Annotated in this window: 29 protein-coding genes and 1 riboswitch; of the genes, 2 read left to right on the top strand and 27 right to left on the bottom strand. The window is 45.1% G+C overall.

Translation table 11 applies throughout. The features are described from left to right. Positions 1-5 precede the first annotated feature (5 nt). The 5 genes from ACED25_RS10680 to ACED25_RS10660 form a co-directional block, all read right to left on the bottom strand. Positions 6-437 (bottom strand): DUF4426 domain-containing protein, encoded by a 432-nt coding sequence (locus tag ACED25_RS10680; protein WP_017101446.1) that lies wholly within the window; start codon positions 435-437, stop codon positions 6-8. 28 nt (positions 438-465) lie between these two features. Beyond that, entirely contained in the window at positions 466-756 is a 291-nt protein-coding gene (gene yggU, locus ACED25_RS10675) for a DUF167 family protein YggU (RefSeq protein ID WP_371695244.1), read from the bottom strand. Positions 757-785: 29 nt separating this feature from the next. Next, entirely contained in the window at positions 786-1343 is a 558-nt protein-coding gene (locus ACED25_RS10670) for a YggT family protein (RefSeq protein WP_012604836.1), read from the bottom strand. A 76-nt stretch (positions 1344-1419) separates the two neighbouring features. Beyond that, on the bottom strand, positions 1420-2238 hold the full coding sequence (gene proC, locus ACED25_RS10665; RefSeq protein WP_371695243.1) for a pyrroline-5-carboxylate reductase: 819 nt from the start codon (positions 2236-2238) through the stop codon (positions 1420-1422). A gap of 69 nt (positions 2239-2307) precedes the next feature. Beyond that, a complete protein-coding gene (locus ACED25_RS10660) occupies positions 2308-3024 on the bottom strand; it encodes a YggS family pyridoxal phosphate-dependent enzyme (RefSeq protein WP_012604834.1) in 717 nt (238 codons plus the stop codon). Between the two features lie 26 nt (positions 3025-3050). Between ACED25_RS10660 and ACED25_RS10655 the strand changes: the two genes are divergently transcribed. Together ACED25_RS10655 and ACED25_RS10650 are read left to right on the top strand one after the other, a co-directional pair. Next, positions 3051-4088, top strand: a complete 1038-nt coding sequence (locus tag ACED25_RS10655) for a type IV pilus twitching motility protein PilT (protein ID WP_012604833.1) — start codon at positions 3051-3053, stop codon at positions 4086-4088. A 14-nt stretch (positions 4089-4102) separates the two neighbouring features. Further along, positions 4103-5212 (top strand): PilT/PilU family type 4a pilus ATPase, encoded by a 1110-nt coding sequence (locus ACED25_RS10650; RefSeq protein ID WP_371695242.1) that lies wholly within the window; start codon positions 4103-4105, stop codon positions 5210-5212. A gap of 333 nt (positions 5213-5545) precedes the next feature. Here ACED25_RS10650 and ruvX read toward each other — a convergent pair whose 3' ends face one another. From ruvX to ACED25_RS10540, 22 genes are all read right to left on the bottom strand, one after another. After that, positions 5546-5968 (bottom strand): Holliday junction resolvase RuvX, encoded by a 423-nt coding sequence (ruvX, locus tag ACED25_RS10645; protein WP_004735480.1) that lies wholly within the window; start codon positions 5966-5968, stop codon positions 5546-5548. A 56-nt stretch (positions 5969-6024) separates the two neighbouring features. Continuing rightward, positions 6025-6588, bottom strand: coding sequence for a YqgE/AlgH family protein (locus ACED25_RS10640; RefSeq protein WP_016791041.1), 564 nt, complete (start codon positions 6586-6588; stop codon positions 6025-6027). 115 nt (positions 6589-6703) lie between these two features. Continuing rightward, positions 6704-7654: a glutathione synthase gene (gene gshB, locus ACED25_RS10635; protein WP_371695240.1), complete on the bottom strand. Its 951-nt coding sequence runs from the start codon at positions 7652-7654 to the stop codon at positions 6704-6706. Between the two features lie 9 nt (positions 7655-7663). Beyond that, a complete protein-coding gene (gene rsmE / locus ACED25_RS10630; RefSeq protein ID WP_017091302.1) occupies positions 7664-8395 on the bottom strand; it encodes a 16S rRNA (uracil(1498)-N(3))-methyltransferase in 732 nt (243 codons plus the stop codon). A gap of 159 nt (positions 8396-8554) precedes the next feature. Next, positions 8555-9286 (bottom strand): endonuclease, encoded by a 732-nt coding sequence (locus tag ACED25_RS10625; protein WP_371695239.1) that lies wholly within the window; start codon positions 9284-9286, stop codon positions 8555-8557. 97 nt (positions 9287-9383) lie between these two features. Continuing rightward, on the bottom strand, positions 9384-9884 hold the full coding sequence (locus ACED25_RS10620) for a SprT family zinc-dependent metalloprotease (protein WP_009847693.1): 501 nt from the start codon (positions 9882-9884) through the stop codon (positions 9384-9386). A 78-nt stretch (positions 9885-9962) separates the two neighbouring features. After that, positions 9963-10760, bottom strand: coding sequence for a DUF2189 domain-containing protein (locus tag ACED25_RS10615; protein WP_009847692.1), 798 nt, complete (start codon positions 10758-10760; stop codon positions 9963-9965). A 240-nt stretch (positions 10761-11000) separates the two neighbouring features. Then, a complete protein-coding gene (locus tag ACED25_RS10610) occupies positions 11001-12305 on the bottom strand; it encodes a cobyrinate a,c-diamide synthase (protein ID WP_009847691.1) in 1305 nt (434 codons plus the stop codon). A 2-nt stretch (positions 12306-12307) separates the two neighbouring features. Continuing rightward, complete coding sequence (locus ACED25_RS10605) at positions 12308-13378, bottom strand: threonine-phosphate decarboxylase (protein WP_017097269.1); 1071 nt, start codon at positions 13376-13378, stop codon at positions 12308-12310. Between the two features lie 38 nt (positions 13379-13416). Then, positions 13417-14382 (bottom strand): adenosylcobinamide-phosphate synthase CbiB, encoded by a 966-nt coding sequence (gene cbiB, locus ACED25_RS10600; protein WP_371695247.1) that lies wholly within the window; start codon positions 14380-14382, stop codon positions 13417-13419. Between the two features lie 76 nt (positions 14383-14458). After that, on the bottom strand, positions 14459-15271 hold the full coding sequence (gene cobM, locus ACED25_RS10595) for a precorrin-4 C(11)-methyltransferase (RefSeq protein ID WP_065679485.1): 813 nt from the start codon (positions 15269-15271) through the stop codon (positions 14459-14461). A gap of 1 nt (position 15272) precedes the next feature. Then, the gene (cobJ, locus tag ACED25_RS10590; RefSeq protein ID WP_009847687.1) at positions 15273-16112 is read right to left on the bottom strand and encodes a precorrin-3B C(17)-methyltransferase; all 840 of its coding nucleotides are present in this window, start codon (positions 16110-16112) and stop codon (positions 15273-15275) included. Positions 16113-16114: 2 nt separating this feature from the next. Next, positions 16115-16957 carry a sirohydrochlorin cobaltochelatase gene (locus tag ACED25_RS10585; RefSeq protein ID WP_017103287.1) on the bottom strand — a complete coding sequence of 281 codons (843 nt, stop codon included), beginning with the start codon at positions 16955-16957 and terminating at the stop codon, positions 16115-16117. A gap of 177 nt (positions 16958-17134) precedes the next feature. Beyond that, on the bottom strand, positions 17135-18739 hold the full coding sequence (locus ACED25_RS10580) for a cobalamin biosynthesis protein (RefSeq protein WP_371695237.1): 1605 nt from the start codon (positions 18737-18739) through the stop codon (positions 17135-17137). After that, positions 18739-19569, bottom strand: a complete 831-nt coding sequence (gene cobI, locus ACED25_RS10575; protein WP_017103285.1) for a precorrin-2 C(20)-methyltransferase — start codon at positions 19567-19569, stop codon at positions 18739-18741. Before cobI ends, ACED25_RS10580 begins: the two co-directional genes overlap by 1 nt. Before the next feature lie 66 nt (positions 19570-19635). Beyond that, complete coding sequence (gene cbiE, locus ACED25_RS10570) at positions 19636-20934, bottom strand: precorrin-6y C5,15-methyltransferase (decarboxylating) subunit CbiE (RefSeq protein WP_371695236.1); 1299 nt, start codon at positions 20932-20934, stop codon at positions 19636-19638. Next, entirely contained in the window at positions 20931-21590 is a 660-nt protein-coding gene (locus ACED25_RS10565; RefSeq protein WP_009847682.1) for a precorrin-8X methylmutase, read from the bottom strand. Before ACED25_RS10565 ends, cbiE begins: the two co-directional genes overlap by 4 nt. Positions 21591-21610: 20 nt before the next feature. Then, positions 21611-22795: a cobalt-precorrin-5B (C(1))-methyltransferase gene (locus ACED25_RS10560; RefSeq protein ID WP_371695234.1), complete on the bottom strand. Its 1185-nt coding sequence runs from the start codon at positions 22793-22795 to the stop codon at positions 21611-21613. 72 nt (positions 22796-22867) lie between these two features. Next, a riboswitch (cobalamin riboswitch) is annotated at positions 22868-23059 on the bottom strand. Next, positions 23029-23493: a phosphoglycerate mutase family protein gene (locus ACED25_RS10555; RefSeq protein WP_371695233.1), complete on the bottom strand. Its 465-nt coding sequence runs from the start codon at positions 23491-23493 to the stop codon at positions 23029-23031. (Overlaps the previous riboswitch by 31 nt.) Then, the gene (locus ACED25_RS10550) at positions 23483-24508 is read right to left on the bottom strand and encodes an iron ABC transporter permease (protein ID WP_050546540.1); all 1026 of its coding nucleotides are present in this window, start codon (positions 24506-24508) and stop codon (positions 23483-23485) included. Before ACED25_RS10550 ends, ACED25_RS10555 begins: the two co-directional genes overlap by 11 nt. After that, complete coding sequence (locus ACED25_RS10545; RefSeq protein ID WP_371695232.1) at positions 24495-25439, bottom strand: ABC transporter substrate-binding protein; 945 nt, start codon at positions 25437-25439, stop codon at positions 24495-24497. Before ACED25_RS10545 ends, ACED25_RS10550 begins: the two co-directional genes overlap by 14 nt. Further along, positions 25436-26194, bottom strand: coding sequence for an ABC transporter ATP-binding protein (locus ACED25_RS10540; protein ID WP_371695230.1), 759 nt, complete (start codon positions 26192-26194; stop codon positions 25436-25438). Before ACED25_RS10540 ends, ACED25_RS10545 begins: the two co-directional genes overlap by 4 nt. Between the last annotated feature and the right edge of the window lie 159 nt (positions 26195-26353).

Raw genomic sequence — 26353 nt, 5'->3', positions numbered from 1 at the left:
TGAAGCTACTCTTCTATATAGAATTTTTGTGTGAAACGCAGTGGACCTGTGCCTTTCAAACCGGCGTTAACATCGATATTAAAAGTGATGTTCTCTTCGTGAGTGATAGGGAACTCAGCAAGGTAATAAATTGCATCACCTTCCTTTATTTCACGGAAGTTAAGCGTGCGAGTGTTACCTACTAGGTTTCGAGCTGTTCCCGTAATTTTAGCCGTTGTTGCAGGCTTGCCTAGAGAAGCGTTGTCTAGCACGCTGATGTTTAGAATCGCTGAGTATCCGTTTCGTTTCAGCTTATATTGCTTAGCGACCTGCGCAGTTAGAAACGTGGAATTGAAAGCCGAATAATGAACCTCGACATCCTTGATACTTTTAAACTGCCCTGCCGAACTTGGTAAGGCAACAAGAGCGGTGAGTAGTGCTGTTATCCATAAACGCATAATGACTCCAATAAATAGCAAAAAGCCATCATAGGATGGCTTTGACTTCAGTTGGGATTTGGCTTGGCGAGTATATTCGAACTTGCTTGTGCCTACCTAGCTCTCCCTTTTCTATCGTAATTTGCCCTTTAGCGACCTTAAATTGTTTCGCAAGGTATTTCGCTAAGTGAGCATTGGCTTTGCCATCAACCGGTGGTGCAGTAATGGCAATTTTCAGTTCCTCGCCGTGTAAGCCGACAATTTTATCTCGGCTTGCTTTGGGTTGGATATAGAGCCTAAGAAGAATATCGTCTTCCTCGGCCCAAACCGCTTTTGGCATCGTTAAAGTACCTGATGTTCGTACTTGAATTATAGCTGATACCAAATCGGGCCAATTAGGTCACCCATTAAGAAGTTCGCGAATTGCAGAACAATAAACAGTACCAGTACGCTTAAATCAAAACCGCCCATTGCTGGAAGAATACGACGAATTGGAGCCAGCATTGGTTCAGTCAGTTGATGGAACACGTATTCAATTGGGCTACGGCCTTGGCTAACCCAGCTCAGGATTGCACGGATTAGCAGAACCCAGAAGATCAAACCACCAGCCGCTTTGAGCAGAGATAGCGCTCCAAATATCAGGAAGCTGATGTCAAATACAGCCGCACCGCCAGAGATAATCAGATTTAGAGCGACGAACTTAAGTACACATAGCACATAAGCGAAAACAACCGTCGCAAGATCAAGGCTGCCGATTGATGGAATTACTCGGCGTAGTGGTGCAACAACCGGTTGTGTCGCTTTTACGATAAATTGTGAGAATGGGTTGTAGAAATCTGCACGTGATGCTTGTAGCCAGATACGCAAGATCACAACCATGATGTAAAGATCAAAAACGGTCGAGATCAGAAAGCTCATCGAGTTCATATTGTTTCCTTTTTCGGATTTACTTGCCGCTTAGATATAACCCGAGCGACAAAATGCTTTTTTACTGTCATTAGTATTAAAACAGTTTTTCCATCTCTTCAGATCGAGCAACCGCCGCTTGCATGGCTTTTGCTACGATATCTGAAAGTTGATGGTCGTTAAACGTGCGCAGTGCTTCTGCGGTTGTGCCGCCTTTTGAAGTCACTTGTTCACGCAGTGTAGATAATTCTGTGTCTGGATTTGCAACCACCATCTCTGCCGCACCTAATGCCGACTGCTGCACTAATTTACGAGCGGTTTCCTGGTCGAAGCCTTGGTTGATTGCTTCGGCTTGCATCGCTTCCATAAATAGGAAGAAGTAAGCCGGAGCACTGCCCGCCGCCGCAATGATGTTATTAATCCCAGACTCTTGCTCAACCCAGCTAACTTCACCTACAGCTTGCATCAGCTGAGAAGCAAAGTCTTTATCATTTTGGTTGACCGTTGAATCGGCATAAAGACCGCTCATCCCTTTACCAAGCAGCGATGGCGTGTTTGGCATCACACGAACAAGGTTCAGCTGGCAGTTTAACATCTCATTGAGTCGATTCGCATTAATACCCGCTGCAATTGAGATAACCAGTTTGTTGCTGAAATCGATATCTTGTAAGGGTTTACATACATCAGCCATCATTTGTGGCTTCACCGATAGCACAACAACGTCTGCTTGCTCTGCTGCGGTAATATTATCGCTGGTGGTATTGATGCTGTACTCTTGCTCTAGCGGCAGCCTTCTGGTGTCTGAAGGTGCTGTAGCAGTAATCTTTTGCGCTGGGTAACCACTCGCGACTAAGCCCGCTACAATTGAGCGAACCATGTTTCCCGCCCCAATAAAGGCGATGTTCTTATGTTCCATATATAAAATCCTGAGCGTGTCGCTGCGCGGTTCAAGCGAAGCGGTATCAATACTTGTACTTATCGTTGGTTACTTACTACGGTTATTCGCGTAATCACGAGCACCAAAGATGGCCGTTCCAATACGAACCATTGTGCTACCAGCCTCAACGGCTGCATCCATATCACCACTCATACCCATTGAAAGGGTATCGATGTCTGGATACTTTGCTGCGAGCTTTTGTTGAAGCTCTGCCAGTTGAGAAAATGCCTTAAGCTGAGATTGATAGTCAGATACGTTTGCGGGAATCGACATCAACCCTCTTAAAGTGAGGTTAGGGAGCGACGAAATCAACTCTGCGAGCGCAAAAACTGTCTCTTCTGACGTTCCTGATTTTGAATCTTCACCACTGGTGTTCACTTGAATGAGCACTTGTAGAGGTGGAAGCTCGTTTGGTCGCTGATCATGAAGCCTTTGTGCGATCTTATCGCGATCAACGGAATGCACCCATTGGAAGCTTTCTGCAATAGGGCGAGTTTTATTAGATTGGATTGGGCCAATAAAATGCCATTCTAAATTTAGGTTAGAATGTTGTTCTGAAAAGTGTTTTACTTTATCGACACCTTCTTGAACATAGTTTTCACCAAAGGCAACTTGACCTCCGAGTGCGGCTTCTAGAATCGCATCAATAGGTTTAGTTTTACTGACGGCTAAAAGTTGCACGGAGTCTGGAGCTCGTCCGCACTTTTGTTCAGCACTACGAATCTGTGAGGTGATTTGTTCGATATTTTGTTGAATACTACTCATAGCTGACTTTACTTAAGGGAAAATAAATGGATATCACTGAGTTACTAGATTTTAGTGTAAAGCATAACGCGTCAGATCTACATCTTTCCGCGGGTGTATCTCCAATGGTACGTATAGATGGTGAAGTAAGGAAGCTTGGAATCCCAGCTTTGAGTCATGCTGATGTGCATCGTTTAGTTTTTGAGATCATGGACGACTCACAGCGCGGTGAGTTTGAGGAGAAATTGGAAGTAGACTTCTCTTTTGAATTACCCAATGTTGGTCGATTCCGTGTTAATGCGTTTAACCAAGCTCGTGGGTGCGCAGCGGTCTTTCGAACCATCCCTGTAGAAATCCCAACGTTAGAGCAGTTGGGCGCACCTGATATTTTTGAAAAAATTGCCAATTATGAAAAAGGCTTAGTGCTGGTGACGGGCCCTACGGGTTCTGGTAAATCGACAACTTTGGCGGCGATGGTTGATTATGTAAACCGTAATCACAACAAACACATTTTGACCATTGAAGACCCAATTGAATTCGTTCACACCAACAATAAATGCCTAGTCAACCAGCGTGAAGTTCACCGTGATACGCACAGCTTTAAAGCTGCGCTGCGCAGTGCGTTGCGTGAAGACCCGGACGTAATTCTTGTAGGTGAGCTTCGTGACCAAGAGACGATCAGCTTAGCGCTAACCGCAGCTGAAACTGGTCACTTAGTTTTTGGTACTTTGCATACTAGCTCTGCAGCAAAAACCGTAGACCGTATTATCGATGTATTCCCGGGTAGCGACAAAGATATGGTTCGTTCGATGCTGTCTGAATCGTTACGTTCGGTGATTGCCCAGAAGTTACTAAAGCGTGTCGGTGGTGGTCGTGTCGCTTGTCACGAAATCATGATGGCGACACCTGCAATCCGAAACTTGATTCGTGAAGATAAAGTCGCGCAGATGTACTCGATTATTCAAACGGGCGCGGCACATGGTATGCAGACCATGGAGCAAAACGCGAAACAGCTGATGGCACAAGGCTTGGTTGACTCGGAAGAGGTCGAGAAAAAGATCGAAATTGAAACCTCAATGTTTTAATCAAGGTGAACAAAATGGAATTGAATCAAATTCTTGAAGGGATGCTCTCTCAAAAGGCGTCGGATCTTTACATCACTGTCGATGCGCCAATCCTATTTCGTGTGGATGGTGAACTGCGACCTCAGGGAGAGAAGTTGAATGCTGATCAAGTATCTCAGTTACTTGATGCAATGATGGATCAAGATCGACGCGATGAATACAAGCAAACGCGTGAGGCTAATTTTGCTATCGTGCGTGATTTTGGTCGTTTTCGTGTTAGTGCGTTCTTTCAGCGAGAGCTACCAGGAGCGGTAATTCGTCGCATCGAGACTAACATCCCAACCTTTGAGCAATTAAAGCTTCCTGACGTACTACAAGACCTGTCAATTGCAAAGCGCGGACTGGTGCTGGTGGTTGGTGCGACTGGCTCTGGTAAATCGACCTCGATGGCTGCGATGACAGGCTATCGCAATACCAATCGTTCAGGTCATATCTTGACGGTTGAAGACCCGATTGAATTCGTACACGAACATAAAAAGTGCATCGTGACTCAACGTGAGGTTGGACTCGACACCGAAAGCTATGAAGTCGCGCTTAAAAACTCGTTACGCCAAGCCCCTGATATGATTTTGATTGGCGAAATCCGTAGTCGTGAAACCATGGAATACGCGATGACCTTTGCTGAAACGGGTCACTTGTGTATGGCAACCCTGCATGCCAATAACGCTAACCAGGCGCTAGAGCGTATTCTTCACTTGGTGCCGAAAGAGCAGAAAGAACAGTTCCTGTTTGATCTGTCGATGAATCTTCGTGGTGTGGTCGCTCAGCAGTTAATACGCGATAAAAATGGCAATGGTCGTCATGGTGTCTTCGAAATTCTGCTGAATAGCCCTCGTATATCTGACTTGATTCGTCGTGGTGAGTTGCATGAGTTAAAAGCGACCATGGCCAAATCGAAAGAGATTGGTATGCAGACTTTTGACCAAGCTTTGTATGATTTAGTGCTTGCGGACAAGATTAGCGAGGATGATGCATTCCATAGTGCAGATTCTGCCAATGACTTGCGTTTAATGCTCAAGACCAAACGTGGCGATGATGACTACGGAACTGGTGCGTTGGCTGGCGTGAAGATTGATATGGGCTAAGTCACGGCTTTGTTGATAAAAACAAAACCCGCTTCTGTGGCGGGTTTTATTCGTTTATAACTTAATGCATGTTAGATGAGTGCATGTTGGAGCGATGATTATCATATGAGTAACCGCGCTCCTTTTCTAATTTGATTTTTGACGGGTACTGTTGACCGTCGTAACCCGCGGAACCGCTTCCCATTGAGCTGCATGCCGTTATAGATAACGCTATGAATATTGCTAGAAAAATTTTCATATGAACTCCCAAGTTCTTTTCCTTTATCGCTCCTTCATTACGCAGTTAAAATGGCAAGGGATCATAAGCTTGCTCGAGTTTGTTAAATAAATAACTTAGCTATATTGTGCTTCAAACCAGCTCTCTAGAATTACAACGGCTGATTGATTATCGACGTTACCTTTACTTAGCGCTTTATAGCCGCCCATTTCAAAAAGGTCGGCCCTTGCTTCTGTCGTAGAAAGTCTTTCATCATGTAGTTCAACATCCACACCAAAGCGTCCTTTAAGACGGTTAGCGAATTTCTTCGCTCTGGGTGTAATAGCTGCTAGATCTTTACCATGAAGGTCGGTCGGAAGGCCAACCACGATAAGATTTGGCTGCCATTCCTTAATTTGCTTCTCGATATCGTCCCAGTTAGGGATGCCATCTTTGGCTTTAAAAGCTTTTAGAGGGCTTGCGGTGCCCGTGATTTCTTGTCCTATCGCACTGCCGATACTTTTTGTACCGTAGTCAAATGCCATAATTGTTCGTGACATGGGGCTTCCAAATTAATCTGTGTTTGAGAGTGTTTATTTTATTGAGCTGAGTCGGGCTAGGCGTGACCAGCGTCTGCTGAAAGCTGAGCCGCATTAATGCCTAACATCTGCACGGCGACTTTCCAGCGATCTGAAATTGGCGTATCGAAGATGACCTTTGGATCGGCTTCTACGGTTAACCATGAGTTCTCGGTCAGTTCGGTTTCCAGTTGCCCAGGTTCCCACCCTGCATAACCAAGAGCGACTAGATAATTCATCGGTTCATCTTCTGTCCCTAACACCATTAGAATATCTTTTGATGTTGTTACTGAGATTTGATCCGTCATGTTGATGCTGGATTGATAACTGCCTTTGGGTTTATGCAAAATAAACCCACGATCTTCTGCAACTGGCCCACCATTAAGTACTGGCTTATCAAGGCTTGCTTGGTTGGGTTTCGGCTGTTCAGAATCAACCTCAACTTGCTTAAGCATACTGCCAACAGTGACATCGATAGGAGCGTTGATCATCAAACCCATCGCACCTTCGTCATTGTGCTCACAAAGATAGATCACCGAATTTTGAAAGTATGGGTCTTTCATTCCGGGCATAGCGACCAGAAAGTGGTTCGTTAAATTCATAGAGCCTCCTGCCAGTGTGTTCCCAGTAAAGGAAAAAGAGCGGCGTAAAGCCGCTCATTGTTCTTTGCCTAGATATTTCTGTGTTTCGAATAGCTAAGGCTTTCTTTAGTTTAGGCTATTTAGCGTTAACGCGACACTCGATTGCATCCATTAATTTGCCCGTTACCGAAATATCAAAAGCAGCTTCAATTTCACGGATACAAGTAGGGCTTGTCACGTTGATTTCAGTCAGCTTGTCACCGATAACATCAAGTCCTACAAAGATTAAACCTTTCTCTTTTAATGCTGGTGCAACTGCTCTTGCGATAGCCCAGTCTGTTTCACTCAGCGGACGAGCTTCACCTGTACCGCCAGCAGCTAGGTTACCTCGAGTTTCCCCTTTCGCCGGAATACGCGCTAGGCAGTAAGGCATTGGTTCACCGTCAACCACAAGAATACGCTTATCACCATTGCTGATGTCTGGAACAAAGGTTTGTGCCATTGCGTAGTTTTGACCGTGGTTGGTCAAGGTCTCAATGATTACCGAAACGTTAGGATCGCCTTCCTTCACACGGAAGATTGACGCGCCACCCATGCCATCAAGTGGTTTTAGAATCACGTCACCGTGCTTCTCGCGGAACGCTTTAATTTTTTCAGCTTTACGAGTCACGATGGTGGTTGGTGTGAGTTCAGGGAACCATGCCGTGAACAACTTCTCGTTACAGTCACGTAAGCTTTGTGGCTTGTTTACGATCAGTGCGCCGTTCTCTTCAGCACGCTCAAGAATGTAAGTCGCGTAGATGTACTCAGTATCAAACGGAGGATCTTTACGCATCAGTACCGCATCTAAATCGGATAGCGCGATAGTCTGTTCTGATTTGAACTCGTACCAACCGTTTGGATCTTCTTTTAGTTCAACAATCTTAGTGTCAGCAATGGCTACGCCTTGATCTAAATGTAGATCATCCATTTCCATGTAATGGATTTCGTAACCACGACGCTGAGCTTCAAGCATCATGGCAAAGCTAGAGTCTTTTTTGATGTTAATGGATGAAATTGGATCCATTACGATGCCAAGTTTGATCATTTCTTTCTCCTAGCCTAGATCGCCAAAACGGACTTGTAAGGCAGTAATTGCGGTTAGAGCAGCAGTTTCGGTACGAAGTACACGTGGACCGAGTAGCGTCTCTTCAAATTTGTATTGTTCTGTCATACCGATTTCTTCAGCGGACAGTCCGCCTTCAGGACCGATCAATAGGCGTACCTTACTGATGGGTTCTGGAAGGGTATTAATTGAGTATTTTGCACGAGGATGCAAGTTTAGCTTCAACGCTTCACTCGGTTCGCTGCACCACTCTTCAAGCTGCATGATTGGGCGGATAACAGGAACCGTATTGCGGCCAGACTGTTCACATGCTGCGATAGCAATCTTTTGCCACTGCGCGAGTTTTTTCTCGAAGCGTTTAGTATCAAGCTTAACGCCACAGCGCTCTGAAATCAGAGGGGTAATGGTGTTTACACCAAGCTCAACCGATTTCTGAATCGTGAACTCCATTTTGTCGCCACGTGAAATCACTTGGCCTAAATGTAAGTCTAACGGAGATTCGCTGCTACGTTCGATACGCTCAGTAACATTAACGGTGACGTTCTTTTTTGATACTTCAGCAATTGTCGCAGGGAATTCAGCGCCACTGCCATCAAATAGAAGAACATCTTGACCTTCTTTCATACGAAGGACTCGACCAACATGACCCGCGGCATCTTCGTCTAAAGCGAGTGAACCTAACTGATGAATGCGTTCTGGGTGATGGATGCGAGGGATTCTCATGCTGGTAAACCTATAAATATGTTCATTTGGGTATTTTGTCTCTGCCTAACATGGATGCTTTTAGTTGAAAAAACAAGGGTAGCGCAAGAGTTTCAGGGGCAATTCTGAAACTCTTGTTTGAGATGGAGGCAATTGGAGATGTTGGTTGCCTGAGTCGTGTTATTTACAAGCAGGAAAAACAAACGGGTTGTGATTACCTTGGATCGCATAGATTCGCTCATCACGCGTACATTCCCACTTATCGACAGGGAATTGCTTGTTCCACGCCATCATCAGGTTAGTCTGCTGCTTAGATAGTTTGAAGCCATACTCTTGGCTCATATAAAGATAAGTACGCGCGATAGAACCTTTTGCTCTGTCTGGCGGCATAACCTTACGCTGTTTAAAGTTGACCTGCATTTCACACTGACCGTAACTCACGCCATCCATTCCATTCCACTGACTGAAATTGTAATTGGATCGATCACCGTTAACCTCGCCAATTGCCGGAGTTAGATTATGAAGGTCGGCTTCCATCGATTTGAATATTTTGTCATTGCGAGTGCAGTTCTTACGTCCGCCATCTTGCCAGCACTGACGCTGGTGGCCGAATTGCCAAGCTGGAACCACGTGTTCCCACTCAATTCGGGAAGCGCGCTTTTGCTGTTTTCTCACTTGATAACCACAGCCGTCGAGGTCGGGGATACCTTTCTTTTTGTCTTTCCAAGTGATGTCACAACCACAATAAAATGAAGTCGGGTGATCGAGATAAATCTTCACCGCTTCTTTTTTAGCTTTGGAGAACGAACTTGGTGGAGCGGCGAAAACGCTTTGGGTTACCAGTAGGCCAAATACTATTGATAGGTAAAAGGACACCGATAGGCCAAATACTTTTGGAGAGGTTTTTTGCATAGAAAAAGACTGATGAAAGTATGATAAACAACAGTCTAGCACTCAAATGTTAGTTCACTCTATTACATTTATTCGCGTTATCTTATGAGCTCAAGACTTAGCTCAATTGAAGGCCGGTAAAAGCTAAGGTTTGTTGGCATTGTTGGCAACGATAAGTTGATTGGTTGCGGATGACTTTGTTGTGTCGTCTTATCGACAGGGGGTAAGTGGTGCAATCACAGCGGTACTCAAAGGTTTTTCCCTGCACTGAGGTGATTTCCAAGCTGTGGGTGGTTCTGGCCGGTACATTGAATACCTTTTCCATTACGTATTTCCACTCATTGCCGTGAGGCCTAACTCGTCCGAAGACCTGATATGTGATCAGATGCGCGAGTTCATGAGGCACGACTTCGTTAATAAAGGCGTCTTCATTTTCGCTGAATAGCACCTGGTTGAGTTTTATCTCGTTTAACTGGAGGTAGGCTTTTCCCGCAGCCTTTCCTCTTAACTTGTAAGTGACGGCTGGGCATGAAAATTCACGAGAAAAATGTTGATTAGCAATAGCTAGGCATTCGCCCAATTTTTTATTTACTCGATGTTGTTGTGGGGTGTAAGACAAGCGTTGTTAACTCCAAAAAAAGCCTCAGCGTTTAAGCTAAGGCCTCATCATAACATTGCTCATCGATCGTGAAACGATTTAAACGTGATGTTTCTTTTTGATGACTTCGTGGTAAGCATGCCATGTTCCGTAACCAAGTAATGGCATCGTTACAATCATACCCACACCATAGGTCGCGAAGCCGACTAAGATACCAGTTCCAATGATACCCGCCCAAACGACCATCGCAGGGATGTTTGATTTAACAGCGTTGAAGCTAGTAAAAATCGCACTCATTACATCTACTCGTCTCTCCATCATTAGTGGAATTGAAAATGCTGAGATACTAAATATCAGGCTAGCGATAACAAAACCAATTACAGACCCTGTAATTAAGAAGGGAGCAAATTCGGTCAATGGTGCCCCTTGTACTGAAGGGTAAAGTGCGTGCAATAATGCAGCGATACGCATCCAGAATATCATCGCAACCATTAATACAATCGCAAACGCCCATTGGTGAGTTGAGTTGCGTGTGATGGCTTTCATCGAGTGCAGTAGGCTAGCGTTGTGCCCCTTTTCTCTTTCCCAGGCTGCGTCATATAAGCCTAGGGCAAGAAACGGCCCTATTAGCATGTACACAATCAAGCTTGGCATAACGACTAAATGTGTTCCTTGCCATTGGACAAGTTGAACAATGGCGATGGCCGCACCCATAAAGCACAAACCGTAAAATGCGCTGATTAATGGCATTCTCACTAAGTCGTGCAGAGCAAGCGACAACCAATGAAAGGGCGCTGAAATGCTCACCTGATTACATGGTATTGTACGAGCGTATTCTGAGTCTTTGATTTCTTTTTGTTTATCGTCGAAGTCTTGTGTATTCAATGTACGAGGCATAGATCCTCCTTGATCGGTTTTCTACCTGCGCTGCAGTTAAATTGCAGCGAACGAAACTCGATGCCCGACTTGGCGACGTCTTTGATGTAAGCGCGCATCAGCTAAATAGTTCACGAAACAAAGTCTGATCTTGATTTGTTCGTTAACATTATTTTAACTATTGACCGTGAAGCGGCAAATATCAACTTTTGACAGGCTGTTCTTAGTCAAAGCGTTCAAGGCGTATTTTTTCGTTGATGCTTAATAAAGTGCTCCTTTGAATATTTTCGCTACCAAATCAGGGTTATACGGGAAGTACCAATGTGCATAAGAAGCGATGGTGCTTTGTTTTATCCAAACAGGATCTGTTGGCCTACCATATTGAGATTCAGGTTGAGTTAGCACGGTTTCTTTACTGTCTGTTTTTGAATAATGGAAAGTATGACCACGCAGCATTTGACCATTGAAATTAGCTTCTAGGATCCCTAGCGCGGCTAGCTTTTTCTGCATAGTCGCTTTGGCATTTAACGCGCCAACCATGTTTTCTGTTTGGCTTTCTGTATCAGTCAATGCTTTGTTGAGGTATAGCATGCCACCACATTCGGCTAGGCAAGGTTTTCCTTGTTCAATGTGTGTGATGATTTGCTGCTTCAACGCATGATTGAGCGCTAGCTTATCCATATGTAATTCAGGATAACCTCCTGGTAAATACAAAGCGTCACACACTGGTAAATCATCATGTGCAAGCGGTGAGAAAAATGACAGTTTTGCCCCCAATTCGATCAACAAATCAAGGTTGGCTTGATACAAGAAAGCAAAGCTATTATCACGAGCTACTGCAATTGTATGACCAGTCAATGATTCATGTCTGGCTGGTAGTGCTTGCTTTGGTTTTTCAAATGCTTGTGCTGTTGGTAATGGGATATCACCATGTTCTAGTAGTAGCTTGGCTGCGTGATTAAGTCGCTCTTCTATGTCATCTAACTCTTGTGCTTGTACTAAACCTAAGTGGCGTTCTGGCAGTGACAAATCCATGTCTTTTGGTAACCAACCACAAAATTCGGTTTCAGGTTTTAGGCTTTCTTTTAGCATTTCAGCGTGACGTTCAGAACCTACGCGGTTTGCAACTACACCAAATACATCCACGTCATCACGGAATGTCGATAAGCCATTTACAATGGCTCCAAAGGTTTGTGCCATTGCGCCAGCATCTACCACAGCCAACATCGGAAGGTTAAATTTAGCGGCAATATCAGCACTTGAGCATTTGCCATCAAACATACCCATTACGCCTTCAATTAGAATCACATCCGCTTCTAGGGCTGCTTGATAAATTAAGTGTTGGCATTCCGCTTCACCACACATCCACAAATCCAATTGGTAAGTGGGCGTATCTGATGCAATAGATAGAAATTGTGGATCAATAAAATCAGGCCCAGTTTTGAATACTCGAACTTTCTTTCCTTGTTGAACCAAAGCTCTTGCTAGAGCGGCGACCACGGTTGTTTTTCCGCTTCCAGAAGAAGGTGCGCCTACCACTAGGGCAGAACAGTAAGCTGTAGACATAATTATTCCTTGAGTTGTTCGAGTGCGCGAGTGAGCGCTTGCCATTGTGATTCGTTGGCGGGTAACCCGAAACGAAGTGCATCGTTTTCATCACAATGACGAGTAAAAACCCCTAACTTGGCGAGCTGATGGTGCCATGATACCGAATCTGAAATTTCAACTCGGTGAAAGAGTATCTGTGATGTTATTTTTACCGAGCCCGCCATTTGGCCAAAATGTAGTTGTAAGATTTGGTTCATACGCTGAGCCTCTTCATGTAGGCGTTGGCGGTTTTTCTTTTGCCAATTGGAGTTGAGTAAGGCATGTGTGGTGACATAGCGAGTTGGGCCACTGAGTGTCCAAGGTCCAAGGTGTTGTTTAAGAATATTTAAACGCAATGGCGAGGCAAAACAAAAGCCTGCGCGAATCCCTGCCAGCCCAAAAAATTTACCCACTGATCGCAGGACTATTAGATTGTCAGGTACTCCTGTTGGGAAACTTGGTAACACTGAAAGCTCAGGAGTACAGTCTACAAACGCTTCATCAATCACGAGCGTTGAATGATCTTGGATATGATCTAGCCAAGTCAGTACTTCACTTGGTGGCACATTCAGTGCGGTTGGATTATTGGGATTAATCACTACGACCACGTCTGCCGTTTTCAGCTGTTCGATTGTCGGTTTGTGTAGGTAAAAGTCGAATATGACGGCTTGTATGCTTTGTTCTGCGTACTGCTGCCACGCATGTCGATGTTCTTTGTAACCCGTATGAGGCAATAGGATGTACGTCAATGTTGGCTGTGTCTTTGCAATCATATGAGGTAGCGATTGAATGGCTGCCTGACTGCCAGCTACGGGTAACAAGGCATCACTTTGATAGTAGGTTTGCGCGGCTGTGATTAAGCCATCATCGTCTTCTGGTAGCCGATTCCATACCGATGCAGGGATTTCAGGTATAGGGTAGTGGTGCGGGCTTACTCCAGTTGAAAGGTCGACCCATTGTTCGATTGGCCTTTGATAGCGCAATGAAAACTCGATTAACTTACCACCGTGATGCGGAAGTTCGTTTGAGGTTGAGTGTTGTTTAATCGTCATTAGCGTACTTAAAGTAAAGAGTTAAAATAGACATGAAATCAAAATAGACAAAGAGTTAAAAGAGAAAGCAATAGCATTACGATGGCCCAAAGCACACTGGTTTTTTGGACCAAAGATATGGCTCGTGGAATATCTTCTAAAGTCGCAATATTACCTTTTCCCATCGGACGCTTTTTCACAAGTTTTCCGTGGTAATAAGTATCGCCACCTATAATAATTTGTAGTGCGCCGGCACCTGATGTCATTACGGGGCCACCGTTTGGACTCGAGCAATGTTTAGCTTGTTCTTTCCAGCATTTCAGAGCCAACTTAGTGTTGCCTAAAAGGCTGTAGCTAAGTGCGGTTAAGCGCGCAGGTGCCCAGCCCATCACATCATCGACTTTTGCTGCCACATAGCCAAATTCTAGCCAGCGTTCATTTTTGTAGCCCCACATCGCATCAAGTGTGTTCACTAATCGGAACAGTAATGCCCCTGGAGCCCCAAGCAGTGCAAACCAAAATAGAGTGCCGAAGATCGCATCGTTACCATTCTCTAATACCGACTCAATCGTCGATGACGTGATCTGGCGTTGATCCATGGTTTCAGTATTACGGCTAACGATCCAACCAACTTTCTCTCGCGCTAAATCAAGATCACCTTGGCTCAGTGGCTGGTGGATCCACTGGGCGTGCTCAAGCAGGCTACGTTGACCTATCGCGATATACAGAACCACGATATTAAATAGCCAAAAGCCTAATGTGTTCCCCATGCTTATTAGCGTATGTTGTAGCCAAAAGCTGAGTAAGCACAATGGAACAGTCGCAGCTATCCATGCGATCAAACCTGAGAATTTAGTGGCTCGGTTTAACAGCTTCTCGATTTTCTCAACCGCATAGCCAAAACCGATCAAAGGGTGAAATCGTTTAGGCTCACCTAGTAAGTGATCAAGCATCAAAGCTGCGATCATCATTAGCGCGATCGCTAAACTTGAATAACCAAAATTTAAATCAAAAAAGATCATCATATCTGCCAAATAATGCTGCTGACTGGATAGTGAAAATGAATAAACGCATAAACCAATCAACAGCTAATGAGCGAGGTTAGTCTGCGCTCTTATCGTCTTCCAATGTTCCACTTTCAGCGACACCCTCTTCAACGACACGTGCTTTTCGGCAAGCGTGTGAGAAGGTCGGATCGTAGAGTTTAGAGTCAATAAAGTCATTATCGCCCAACACTTTACTGACGATTATCATCGCGGTAGAACGTATATTTTCATCATGCATAATTTGGGCGATTGTACCTAATGTAGCACGGAATATTCGCTGTTCAGGGTGGCTGGCTTTTTCAACGACAGCCACTGGCCAATCTTGCGGGTAAACATCCGATAATTCACGAACCACTTTACGAATCAATGTTGCACTAAGAAATAAACACAGTGTTGCTTCGTGAGAGGCAAGGGCGCGTAGATTCTCTTTTTCAGGAACAGGCGTTCGACCTGATGCTCGGCTAAGAATAATGGTCTGGCACTTTTCAGGTAGCGTCAGTTCTTGGCCAAGAGCTGCGGCACTCGCTTGGAAAGAGGACACGCCCGGAACCACTTTCCAATCAATGCCAAGTTCGTTCAAGCGACGTGTTTGTTCTGCAAGAGACGAGTAAATCGAAAGATCGCCAGTTTGAACGCGTGCAACGTTTTGACCTTTTTCGTGTGCGGTTAGGTACACATTGGTTAGATCATCAAGATCCATGTCAGCGGAGTTATAGACCAGTGCATCAGGGTGAGCGCGATCGATGACGGCTTTTGGCACTAAACTGCCTGCGTAAACAATCACAGGGCACTCTTCAACTAAGCGTGCGCCTTTCACTGTGATTAAATCTGGGTCACCCGGCCCTGCGCCGATAAAAAATACCGTCATACTAGTTTGCCTCTTCCGTCACTGATTCTGTTTTAGGTTCCACTTTTAATGAATGGCCACGTTTTTGACCTTCTAGTACCTTGCCGTCTTTCAGTTGATATTTATTGGTGTAGCCACGCGGTGTTACGATCCAATCACCAAATCGGTAGCTGTTGCTGTTACCTATCACGACCGCGGCGTTCATACCAAATTCCACTTTGGTAAATTCAGCCAGTGTTGTCAGTGTGACTTTTTGCTCATCACGATACGCAGCATTCACGATAGCAACGGGAGTATTTGGGTCACGATGTTCCAAAAGGATTTCACGTGCAGTTTCAATGTGCTGAGTTCGCTTTTTAGAGCGAGGGTTGTAGAAGGTAATCGCAAAATCAGCCATTGCCGCGGCTTCAATCCGCTTGGTAATCACTTCCCAAGGCGTTAATAAGTCAGACAGAGAAATGGTACAACTATCGTGACCAAGAGGTGCACCAACTAAAGAAGCACAGGCGTTAGCCGCGGTGATGCCCGGAATAATATCCAGTTCAACTTGTGCGTTTAATTCTGCGTTTTGCTCCAATAATTCAAGCACTAAAGGCGCCATCGCGTACATGCCAGAATCCCCAGAACATACCAATACGACTTCTCGACCTTTTGCTGCTTCTTCTACTGCGGCTTGAGCGCGGTCCCATTCGCGAGTCATACCACTTTGAATGACTTCTTGAGTGTCGATTAGTGTGCTGATTGATTCTACATACGGCTTGTAGCCTGCAACGACATCTGCATTCTTTACCGCTTGTTGCGCTGCGGGTGTGACTAGGTCTATTGCGCCAGGCCCTAAGCCTACCAGTGTTAGTTTTGCCATGATTATTTCTCTTCCTCTGGTGCACCTAAACGAATTAAGCCTTCTTTAATTTGCTTATCGATAATCTGTAACAGTTCTGGCATATCGAGCATGCAGAACTTGTCACCTTGGATTGGCTCTGCCACTTGAACGTCAGCGTCTTCTGCCAGCATCTCTTTAATTTCTTTAAGATCGTTGATGAAGTGGTTACCCGATACAAGCAGTAGTGGAACTAGATTAAGAAGCGGTCGGCCTTGGCCTGTATATTGCTCTTTAATGCGGCGAACCATTTCATTTTTCACTAACTTAAATGGCCATGCGCCTTCGAGCGAGCAAGTGAAGTTGCGTTGCGATAATTTGCCGAGTAGATCATCACAGTAATGGATCGATTGGTGACCTGGGTTATCTAGCATAGGCGCACCGTGGTGAACGAACACGTTGAAATGATCTTGTGGAGCAAAACGATCATGGAGAGCCGAAAGCAAATTGGTCGTTAATTGGCTGTGATGCATGATCGCTGGTGTTTGTTCAATGCGCGCCAATGAGAATTGCTTGAAGCCATCAACTATTGATGTCATGTAGCGATGTTCATCGGTAGGGAATAGGTACACTGAAACAATCAAAATGCGTTCGTAACCTTGAGTGTCTAGATCGGCGAGTACCTGAGGTAGGCTGAAACATGGCGTGTCTTTACGAGCCAGCTTCTTGATCACCATCTTTGAGCTGGTGGCGATACGCACTGGCACATCTGGGTAACTTTGACGTACGCGCTCTGCTAGAGTTTCATAACGTTGTTGTTCTACAACGCTACCAAAGCAGCTCAGTACAATGGCTGTGCCTTGGTTATAATGACGAAGTCGTTTCATAATTGTCGCTGTCCTTATCAAATCTATATCACAAGATAAACGGGTTATCTCATGTTGGTAATGAGGTTAAAGTGAGCTTTGAAATATCATGTTCATAGCTTGCAAAGTATTTGGCCTACTATGTTCCTAAAGCTCAGTGATACCTAAAGTTCAGTGGTTCTTAAAACTAAGCGGTTTCTAAAGCTCAGTGGTGCCGTCTGCATTTTCAATTGGTGCGATAAACTTAGGATCTAAATAAGCTTTTAATGATTTCCGCTCGACTAGATTTGTGAACAAATCTTTCCAGTCTTGCTCGGTAAATTCTTCGATACCTCGAATCCAAAGCCCGTTGTTAACAGGTGTTTCATGTTCTAGTAAACGTTCGTAAATCACCATTGCAGCGCGGTTTCTGCAGGTGCCCGCACAGTGTGTACGGCTTATCTTGATGCGCTGTTCACCGTCGGAAAAATTGAGCGCTTTAAGTACCTGTCTAAGATCGTGTGCAAGGTTTTTACTGCCTTCTTTCGCGCAGCGGCCACCTTCACATAGCAATACGTGATGGCGGTGGTAGAGCATCGGGCGGTTTAAATCGACATGCTTAGGCTTACACTGAAAACCATCTACCACTTCATTACCGTGAAGGTTGATTTTGACGTTTTCATCTAGCCAGTTTTTCCACTTCTTCTTGGCGAGGGGTTCATCGTATTCGATGCGAGTACAAGATAAAGTCATGTTGAAACCGTCTTGTTTGAACTTCCACTTAGGTACCAATAGTTGATCTCGCTGACCGTGCTTTAGCGCGGCTGCTTCAGAAACCGATGATACGCCCGTAATTTTTTTTACGTATTCTGATGGGTTTTCAATCCCTTCAACGCCGTCGAGTTGCTCGGCTGAATAAGTGTGGAAAGGAATTTGGCTTTCAGACGAGAGTTCTAAAATACCTTTTTCATCCGCTTTTAAAGCGATACTGGCGAAAGCTGAAACACTGGCTTTTGCTAGGTTATATTCAGTCAGGAAAACATCGATACCTGCTTTCAATACATGCAAAGGAGTATTGCGGTCACAGCCTATTCCAAGCACAAGCGATTTTGGTCGCCACAGTACGGTTTTATTTTTTAAGTCGGCGTAACCTTTTGGTTGTGCTTCATCTGAAATCAGAACTAAACCATCCCAATCATCAGTACTGATTTGAGAAAGGTCTGTATCGCTTAGTGCTGGGTGGGTCATGATGTGTCTTGGCATGGAACGTTTGTTCTGCCACCAGTTCTGTTCGCCAGCGTGCTGCACTATTAGAATGCGTTTTTCATTTACAACTGCTGCGCTGGTGGCGGTGATCGCGGGTTCGCATTGTGGATCAAGTGTCCAACCAAATGGCGATCCGAGCATATCAACCGACAAACTGCCGGCAGCGTCAGAAGCGGTGGTGATTACAGGAGTCGCGTTGAGTGCTTGTGAGACTTGTAACGCGATCCCATTTGCGCCACCGCGATGACCAGATAGCATAGGGATCACGAATTGGCCGTGATCGTCAATGCAGATCACGCCGGGGTCGGTGCGTTTGTCTTCTAGCAAAGGGCCGATCATTCGGCTGACAATACCCGCAGCAAAAAAGCAGATATGGTGATCATATTGCTTAAATTGAGGAGGAAGAAAACCAGAAAGCGGCAGGGTTAACTCATCGGCTTCTGGGTATTCTTCTTGTCCAACTGGTGCAATAAAGACATCAGCAAACGGAAACGTTTTAGCTAAGCGTTTGGCTTGCCTTGCTCCGTGTAGCGTGATGGCATAAATGGCTATTTTCATTACGCTTTACCGCCATTAGTTTTATCGATGTCATCTTTACCACTATCAGCTTTACCACCATCAAGAACGGCACATTTCTTTGATTCATTGGTGCCACGTAATACGCCACGACGAGCGCGAACAGAAAGCTGAACCATAGAGAAGTAACGGTTTTCATTCGGTACATCACGTAGGTCAGAGTAAAGCTCTTGTTTCTCTGTGGTGGCATGCGACACGTAGGTTGCACAATCCAACATATTCATCGACTCAAGTTGAGTGATCAGCTTAGGGATAACGCGACCTGCTTTGATTAACATGATGGTGTCAAAATCTTCGACTAGCTTTTCTAAACACTCGATACCCCATGTCGCAGGTACAACACAAAAACGCTCCTGACCGTCAGCAAGTGGAATTTTTGTTTGTGATGGAATAGCGGTAACTGAAGTGATACCCGGAATGATCACCGGATCAAGTTCAGGAAGTAGCTCTGTCAGTTCTTCTTGGATGTATGCCCATGTGCTGTAAACCGATGGATCACCTTCGGTTGCAAATGCCACGTCTTTACCTTGTTTTAATAGTTCAACAATTGTGACGGCGGCTTTACGCCATGCAGGAACGTTGATGCTTGGGTCACGCGTCATTGGGAAATGCAAAAATAGGTATTCGCCTTTCATGCTTTCAGGGCTAACAGAACCCGCTGCAATTTGTTGAGCAAAAGAGTGGTTACTGCCCGCGTCTTTTTCTGGAAACGCGACAATGTCGACGGTGCTAAGTAGTCGGTGAGCTTTAAGTGTTAATAATTCTGGGTCTCCAGTGCCGACACCAATTGCGTACATAGTTCCTAATTTCATCTGTGCTTTCTCTAATTTTGTTTTTATTTAATATGTTGAGTGGCGCTTAATTAAAAAATTAAGCGCTTATTTCTGAATAAACGGCTTGGTAAAAATAAATAAGTGAATCGGATTTTCTGATTGATAACGGGTGTAGTGAGCGAGTGGTACGCCTGTTGATATAGAGACCAGTTGAACCTGTGTCGGAGCATCGCTGTCTTTACTCCATTGATGAAGTTCGCAAACTGAATCGACAGTCACTGCAGAACCGATCACGACGCCTCCCGGTTTTATTGCTGACCAACAGAAATCTAAAATGGTGTGCATGTTGCCGCGGCTTCCACCAATAAAAATACTGTCTGGCTGAGGCAAGGTGTCGAGCTGCATTGGGGCTTTATCTCGAATCAGTTGTACGTTGTCGGTACCGTGCGCTCTAAAGTTAGCCTCGACCGACTCATAACATTCTTGGTTTGATTCAATGGTGAAGACTTGTCCTTGATAGCACTGTTTAGCGGCTTCTATCGCAATAGAACCTGAGCCTGTGCCTATATCCCACACCACAGATCTTGGCTGAATACGCATACTTGCTAACGCTAAGTGACGAACGGGCTGTTTGGTAATTAAGCCGCGCTTAGGCATGCGCTTCATGAAGTCATCATCGTTGGCGTATTGGCCCAATTCACCCCACGCATGAGGTAGCGGTCGGTGCAGTACCATTACATTGAGCGTAGAGAAGTCGTCGGAACGTTTTAGTGCGAGGTCTTCGAGAGTCCACTGGCTTATCTTTTCGTCGGTGCCACCTAAGTTCTCACATACCCAAGCCGTCCAACCTTGTTGATTAAATTCGACTAAGTGTTTCGCAATACGAGCTGGGTTGTTTTGAACATCGGTTAGCAAGCAGTAGCTAGTTCCCCATTGCATTTGGCTTGCGATACCTTTAATGCCATCGTAATGCTGCTTTCTTCCATGTAGTGAAATTGCTTTGGTTTCTTGCCATGCAATGCCGACTCGGCTGCAAGCGAGTTGCATTGAACAAGGGGAGGGAATAAAGCGTACTTCATCATTAGGCAGTTTTTTTAATAACGATTCGCCGATGCCAAAGAACAATGGGTCGCCAGAAGCTAATACGACGACGCCGCCTTCCTCGCATTCATCAAGCAACTTAGCGAACCAAGATAGATAGCCTTCTTGCATCGATAAGCGTTGACCTTTGAATTGGGGAAACCAATCCAATAGTCGGTCGTTACCTGCAACAACGCGTGCAGATTCAACTGCATTAACAGCTCGACTGGTTAGGCTTAAACACCCATCTTCGGGTACTCCGACTACCGTGATAGCCGATTGATAGCAATCGATAAGCTGAGAGTGAGTACTTACATTGTTCATTTTACTGACTCAGCAAGTAGGGCGTGAATAGTCGATACCACTAACGGGCTGCCACCTTTACGGCCTAGGCTGGCAATGTAAGGCACTGTGTTTTGTTCAGTTAATGCTTGCTTCGATTCATCTGCTTTTACGAAACCAACAGGAATGCCAATGATCAATGCAGGTTTTGCTTCGCCTGCTTCTATCATGCGCAATAGCTCAAGTAATGCGGTAGGCGCATTGCCTACACCTATGATAGAGCCGTCGAGTAGGCCGTTATCGCGGGCATAACGCATTGAGTGAATAGCACGTGTTTCTCCTGTCTCTTTGGCCGTGCTAATGACGTCTGGATGACTAATGAAGCACTGTGCTTTATTGCCGTAAGCGTTGAGGCGAGTTTGGTTTAAACCTGTCACGATCATGCTGACATCGGTAATGATGTTGGCACCATTTTTTAAAGCGGTAATGGCAGACTCAATCGCGTTGTCGCTGAATTGATATAATTTAGCGTATTCAAAATCACCCGTAGTATGAATGGCACGACGAACCACATTCCATTCACCTTGATTGAAGTTATGTCCCCCATGGAGAGTTTCTATTTCTTCATCGATGATAGAGAAGGAGTCACTTTCAATTTGACGGCCTTGCTTGGTCATTTGACGCATATCGTTAGTCATGGAGTTTTCCTTGTTCATGCTTATTCATCATGAAAGTGAGTGTTGGTATCACTTCCTTTTGAGCAGAGATGTTCTGCTAATAGATCGCCGTTGAAATCGATCAATTTGAATTCAATGCTGACGTGATGTTTGACATACACAGCAGCGTGCTCTGCAGCTTGTTTGCAGAGCAAGGTAAGAAAGTCGTAATTGGGAATCTCTTTGCCCGATTGGGCTTCTTTCCATGTGTCGAGTACGTGGCGGCCTGTGTTGGCTTGGCTAACAGCTTCGGTAAACTCACTCGATGCACCCGATTGAATGGCGAAGTCGGCCAGCAATGAAAAGTCGATAGCTTTACCGGATACGTGAGTCATCATGTGCCCAGCGACCATCTTGCCGAGTTTGCCTATCATGGCGACGACGGTGATTTTGCTTACTTGATAACGTTTTGCTGCGCGCAGTCCGACCCCAACAAAATCACCCGCTTGGATAAAACACATCGAGTCATAACTTGGTAGCATGGCCATCGCTGATTTTTCGGTTCGAGATCCTGTCGTGAGAACCAAGTGGTTTTGGCCATTTTGTTTCGCTATTTGTACCGATTGACGCACTGATGCTGAAAACGCTGAAGTGGAGTAGGGTTTTACCGTTCCGCGTGTCCCGAGAATGGAAATACCACCGATTAAACCGAGTCTTGGCCCAATGGTTTCCTTGGCTCGCTCTTCTCCATCTGGGACGCAAATTTCCAGTGATATACCGACGTGTTTTTTCTGTTGACTGGTCGCTTGGTTCCATTCCAAAGTCACCATATCGAGAATGTTTTTTCGAGGAACGGGATTAATCGCCGCCTGACCGACGGGAAGTTCTAATCCGGGTAGAGTCACACGAGCTACGCCAACACCCCCATCGATGTGAAAACCGGGCTCTGAATGCCAGCGGGCAATACTCTGAATATGGGCTTCGTGGGTACAATCAGGATCGTCCCCTGCATCTTTAACAATGCTGGCGGTCACCGCATCGTTGGATGTTTGGATAAACGCGACCTTAAACGTAGCGGGCTCACCATTAGGTAGAGTAATGGAGATATAGTCAGGCTTTTGTCCGGTTAATAGTGTTTGAACTGCCGCTCTGCTTGCTGCAGCTGCGCACGCTCCGGTGGTAAACCCACTGCGGAGATCGGACTTATTTTTGGATCGTTTAACTTTTGTGACCACAGTATTCTTCATTTACGTTTTAGGTATTGACGAATACAGAGCGTTCCCTTGTTAGACAAGGTATGGATGGTGTTGAGTTTTCCCGCTCGATATTCATGTGTGTCCAGGTATTCTGACTTACGATGTTGAGGTTCTCATTGCGCTTTACTCCTTCCCAAGTCGTGTGACTCAGTGGCTTGTAAAGGGCTCATCGCTTACAGCTGCGGGTACAGTTCAGGAGTTACACCTGATTCCCTGATGTGACGTTATACTTCGATATATATCCTGAGGATTTCTCCGTTGTTTGGTGTTTCTATGATTTGCTTTGACGTCCCTATACTGGCTAATGTTTTTATCCAGTCACCATGTCCGAGCAGCAAAATAGGGTTCTCATTGTTGTGGTGACGAGAAACTCGTTGGATCCACTGAATCGCCATTGTTCTTCGTTGCTGTTCTGAATCGAACTCACTGAGCTCCATTTGAGAAATGACCGGCACTTTCAGGTAGCGTGCGATGGTTTTGGCACTGGAAATAGCACGGCCTAATTGACTGGTGTAAATAGCATTGAGGGTCAATGATTTTTGAGTTGCAAGATAACGACCGACGTTATGCATCTGTCGTTTGCCTTTCATTGTCAGAGGGCTATCCAGTTGATTCTGTGCTTTGCCTATTCGATTCCATTCGGTTTCGCCATGACGAATCGCAATGATGGTGAAGCGTTCAGCTTTCATTACTTTTCTCCATCAAAATGGAAACAATGAATAGTGCGCCAAACGCGGTGGTGACAACACCAAGAGGCAGTTCTTGAGGAGCAACTAAGGTTCTCGCCAAAATATCACTTAATAGCATAAGCAAAGCCCCAATCAGCCCTGAAGTGATGAGTAATTTTTTGTGTAATGGGCCGATGATTTTCTTCGCGATATGAGGAACCATCAAGCCAATAAATCCGACAACTCCGATGATAGAAACAAAACATGCCGTTGCAAAAGCGCAGACAATAAAGACACCGCTTTGCAGGCGTTTTGTGTCTACGCCCATGGTTTGTGCTACGTCGTCTCCTGCAAGTAAACAATCTAACTGGCGATGTTTTAATATACCTAGGGCTATCAAGGCGATAAGTCCAGCAAGCACAATTAGCACATTGTCCCAGCGTGCGTTTCCTAGGCCTCCTAGCGACCAAAATAGAATCGAATGGGCAGCGCGTTGATCACCATGGAAGACCAAGAAGTTAGTCAAGGCTGTAAATAAAAATGAAATAGCCAACCCGGCTAAAACAATTTGAGAAGACGCTTGCCCATCCACTTTTCTGACTAGAAATAGCACTGCCGAAGCCGAGATTATTCCACCGATAAAAGCGGCGAGTGGAAGTGTCCAAATGCCGATAGCGCTGCCGATGACTGTAATCACAAAGACTGCTCCAGTTGCGGCACCGGATGACAATCCAAAAATGAAAGGGTCGGCAAGATCGTTTTTTGTCACGGTTTGTAATAACGCCCCAACAATACCTAACCCAGCACCGCAAATAATAGCGATGATTGTTCTAGGTAAGCGCAGGTGCAGTACCACTTGATCTATCGGTGAGTCGATCTGTTGACTCATCGCCGCTGAAAAAATCGTAGCGACTTGTGCAAAAGATAGCTGAACGCTGCCTAAACTCAGAGAAAACATCGCTAAGAGGGCAAAAACAGAACTGAATACGCAGGTGTTCAGTGCGGTTCGGTTCAGGTTAGTACTAAGACTTGTCATGGATTTCTTGGATGCGCTGTGCCAATTTTTCAATTGCAGCTATGTTTGCTGGCCCGGGAGTAATTTCCTCATAACGCAGAGGAAGATATTGGGTGGTCTTTACCGCTGTGGTCAGCTTCATCGCTGGGTGCTGTTCCAAAAAGGCTTGCATGCCTTTAGCGCCTGTCCCATTTTGATAATCGAGAAGAATAATTATATCAGGGTTATGCATCGCAACTGACTCCCATGATGTGGTTCCCCAGCTGATATCCAGATCGTTCATTACATTGGCGCCACCCGCTGCTTCTATCATGGCGCTCACTGTCGCGTACTTTCCTGCTGTGAATGGTTTCTCTTCCCCTGAATCATACAGAAAGACTTTAAGCGGGGTTTGATTCTGGGTTTGCTGTTGAATCAATATTAATTGCTCTCTCCAAGTGGAGATAAGAGTTTGAGCTCTGTCTTGCTGACCGAATAAAGTCGCAAGGCGTGTCACGTCATCGAACATCTGTTCCATGTTAGCTGGCTGCTTATCTTTACGGATATGGCTGCAACTCTCATTAAGAATCAGAGTATTGATACCAAACTCTTTCAGAGAATCAGGCGTGACTGATCCGCCCAACCGCATACCGTAATTCCATCCTGCAAAGAAAACATCAGGGTTGGCATTAACTAACACCTCTAAAGAAGGATATTTCGGTGCGAGCTCCGGAATGCTGCCCTGGAGGCGATTAAATTCAGGGGTCGTTTTGTAGTACCCGCTAATACCGGTCACTCCGATCATATTCTCTTCAAGCCCGAGAGAAAATGCCATCTCAGACATATTGATATCGTGAGTGATTAAGGTTTTCGGCGCTTTATCTAAGGTAAGTGTAGAGTCGCAGTTTTCTACCGTAATTTGGGCTTGTGCGGACACGGTAAGTAATAAAGTTAATGCTGATAGTTTTTTCATGAAAGCTCCTGTCCTTGGTCGAGTTCAATATCGAAAAATTTGCTTGTTTTCTGTGTGCGCTTATTGGTCGTGCTGATTAAATCTACTTCAAAGATCGGCTTAAGTTGATTGTGAGTCAGTAGTTCTTCTACCTTTCCTTTCGCGACTACCTGGCCGTGTTCCAAAATCGCAATGTGCGTCGCGAACTTGGCCGCAAGGGAAATATCATGCAGTGAGCAAATCAGTGTTTTCTCTTGCTCTTTCAATAGTGATAAAACTTCCCCTTGAGCACATGGATCTAGATGGTTTAGAGGCTCATCTAACACCAGAAACTCGGCGTTCTGACATAAAGATCGTGCAATATACGCTCGCTGCCTCTGGCCACCTGAGAGCTGTCCCATTCTTCGTTCGAGGAAAGTATTGATCTTTAGTGCTTTGCTCATTTGGTCAAGTGAAAAGCTAGAAGTGGCTTGATTGGAAGCGGTTAGTTGAATGTACTCTCTTAGTGTTAAACGACCATCCACTTGACTGTGTTGTGGAAGGTAACTGATTTGTTTGGCTCTTTGCTGGCAAGTTAACTTACTTAGCGGCAATTGGTTTATGACGACTTCGCCTTTGAAGGGAAGTAAATTAACCAGTGCCTTTAATAACGTGGTTTTTCCGGAACCATTGCGTCCAATGACTACCCAGCGCTCACCTTGATTAATTTTCAGATCGAGTGGGTGCAGTCGTTGAGTGTTTTGTTGTTGAACTGAAAGTTTGTGGCAAAGAAGCATGAGTTACTGAGAATGGTTTGTTTTTAACAAGTGCTATTACATTAAAATTTAAACGTTTGCGTAACATTGATCTCAGCACGTAAAATCCCCACTATTATCAAAATAATCTATAAGTTAACACTTGTGCTACGTGAAAGGGTTAGGATTGATTAGTGAAAG

It is taken from the genome of Vibrio sp. 1F263, assembly GCF_041439035.1.
Classification (GTDB): domain Bacteria; phylum Pseudomonadota; class Gammaproteobacteria; order Enterobacterales; family Vibrionaceae; genus Vibrio; species Vibrio tasmaniensis_A.
Note: the sequence above shows the minus strand (reverse complement) of the source record. Positions and strands in the feature narration are given on the sequence as shown.

What these genes read in the sequence shown, in the direction of transcription:
- ACED25_RS10680 (WP_017101446.1), bottom strand. Translation starts at nt 437, where the DNA reads ATGCGTTTATGGATAACAGCACTACTCACCGCTCTTGTTGCCTTACCA.
- yggU (WP_371695244.1), bottom strand. Translation starts at nt 756, where the DNA reads ATGCCAAAAGCGGTTTGGGCCGAGGAAGACGATATTCTTCTTAGGCTC.
- ACED25_RS10670 (WP_012604836.1), bottom strand. Translation starts at nt 1,343, where the DNA reads ATGAACTCGATGAGCTTTCTGATCTCGACCGTTTTTGATCTTTACATC.
- proC (WP_371695243.1), bottom strand. Translation starts at nt 2,238, where the DNA reads ATGGAACATAAGAACATCGCCTTTATTGGGGCGGGAAACATGGTTCGC.
- ACED25_RS10660 (WP_012604834.1), bottom strand. Translation starts at nt 3,024, where the DNA reads ATGAGTAGTATTCAACAAAATATCGAACAAATCACCTCACAGATTCGT.
- ACED25_RS10655 (WP_012604833.1), top strand. Translation starts at nt 3,051, where the DNA reads ATGGATATCACTGAGTTACTAGATTTTAGTGTAAAGCATAACGCGTCA.
- ACED25_RS10650 (WP_371695242.1), top strand. Translation starts at nt 4,103, where the DNA reads ATGGAATTGAATCAAATTCTTGAAGGGATGCTCTCTCAAAAGGCGTCG.
- ruvX (WP_004735480.1), bottom strand. Translation starts at nt 5,968, where the DNA reads ATGTCACGAACAATTATGGCATTTGACTACGGTACAAAAAGTATCGGC.
- ACED25_RS10640 (WP_016791041.1), bottom strand. Translation starts at nt 6,588, where the DNA reads ATGAATTTAACGAACCACTTTCTGGTCGCTATGCCCGGAATGAAAGAC.
- gshB (WP_371695240.1), bottom strand. Translation starts at nt 7,654, where the DNA reads ATGATCAAACTTGGCATCGTAATGGATCCAATTTCATCCATTAACATC.
- rsmE (WP_017091302.1), bottom strand. Translation starts at nt 8,395, where the DNA reads ATGAGAATCCCTCGCATCCATCACCCAGAACGCATTCATCAGTTAGGT.
- ACED25_RS10625 (WP_371695239.1), bottom strand. Translation starts at nt 9,286, where the DNA reads ATGCAAAAAACCTCTCCAAAAGTATTTGGCCTATCGGTGTCCTTTTAC.
- ACED25_RS10615 (WP_009847692.1), bottom strand. Translation starts at nt 10,760, where the DNA reads ATGCCTCGTACATTGAATACACAAGACTTCGACGATAAACAAAAAGAA.
- ACED25_RS10610 (WP_009847691.1), bottom strand. Translation starts at nt 12,305, where the DNA reads ATGTCTACAGCTTACTGTTCTGCCCTAGTGGTAGGCGCACCTTCTTCT.
- ACED25_RS10605 (WP_017097269.1), bottom strand. Translation starts at nt 13,378, where the DNA reads ATGACGATTAAACAACACTCAACCTCAAACGAACTTCCGCATCACGGT.
- cbiB (WP_371695247.1), bottom strand. Translation starts at nt 14,382, where the DNA reads ATGATGATCTTTTTTGATTTAAATTTTGGTTATTCAAGTTTAGCGATC.
- cobM (WP_065679485.1), bottom strand. Translation starts at nt 15,271, where the DNA reads ATGACGGTATTTTTTATCGGCGCAGGGCCGGGTGACCCAGATTTAATC.
- cobJ (WP_009847687.1), bottom strand. Translation starts at nt 16,112, where the DNA reads ATGGCAAAACTAACACTGGTAGGCTTAGGGCCTGGCGCAATAGACCTA.
- ACED25_RS10585 (WP_017103287.1), bottom strand. Translation starts at nt 16,957, where the DNA reads ATGAAACGACTTCGTCATTATAACCAAGGCACAGCCATTGTACTGAGC.
- ACED25_RS10580 (WP_371695237.1), bottom strand. Translation starts at nt 18,739, where the DNA reads ATGAAAATAGCCATTTATGCCATCACGCTACACGGAGCAAGGCAAGCC.
- cobI (WP_017103285.1), bottom strand. Translation starts at nt 19,569, where the DNA reads ATGAAATTAGGAACTATGTACGCAATTGGTGTCGGCACTGGAGACCCA.
- cbiE (WP_371695236.1), bottom strand. Translation starts at nt 20,934, where the DNA reads ATGAACAATGTAAGTACTCACTCTCAGCTTATCGATTGCTATCAATCG.
- ACED25_RS10565 (WP_009847682.1), bottom strand. Translation starts at nt 21,590, where the DNA reads ATGACTAACGATATGCGTCAAATGACCAAGCAAGGCCGTCAAATTGAA.
- ACED25_RS10560 (WP_371695234.1), bottom strand. Translation starts at nt 22,795, where the DNA reads ATGAAGAATACTGTGGTCACAAAAGTTAAACGATCCAAAAATAAGTCC.
- ACED25_RS10555 (WP_371695233.1), bottom strand. Translation starts at nt 23,493, where the DNA reads ATGAAAGCTGAACGCTTCACCATCATTGCGATTCGTCATGGCGAAACC.
- ACED25_RS10550 (WP_050546540.1), bottom strand. Translation starts at nt 24,508, where the DNA reads ATGACAAGTCTTAGTACTAACCTGAACCGAACCGCACTGAACACCTGC.
- ACED25_RS10545 (WP_371695232.1), bottom strand. Translation starts at nt 25,439, where the DNA reads ATGAAAAAACTATCAGCATTAACTTTATTACTTACCGTGTCCGCACAA.
- ACED25_RS10540 (WP_371695230.1), bottom strand. Translation starts at nt 26,194, where the DNA reads ATGCTTCTTTGCCACAAACTTTCAGTTCAACAACAAAACACTCAACGA.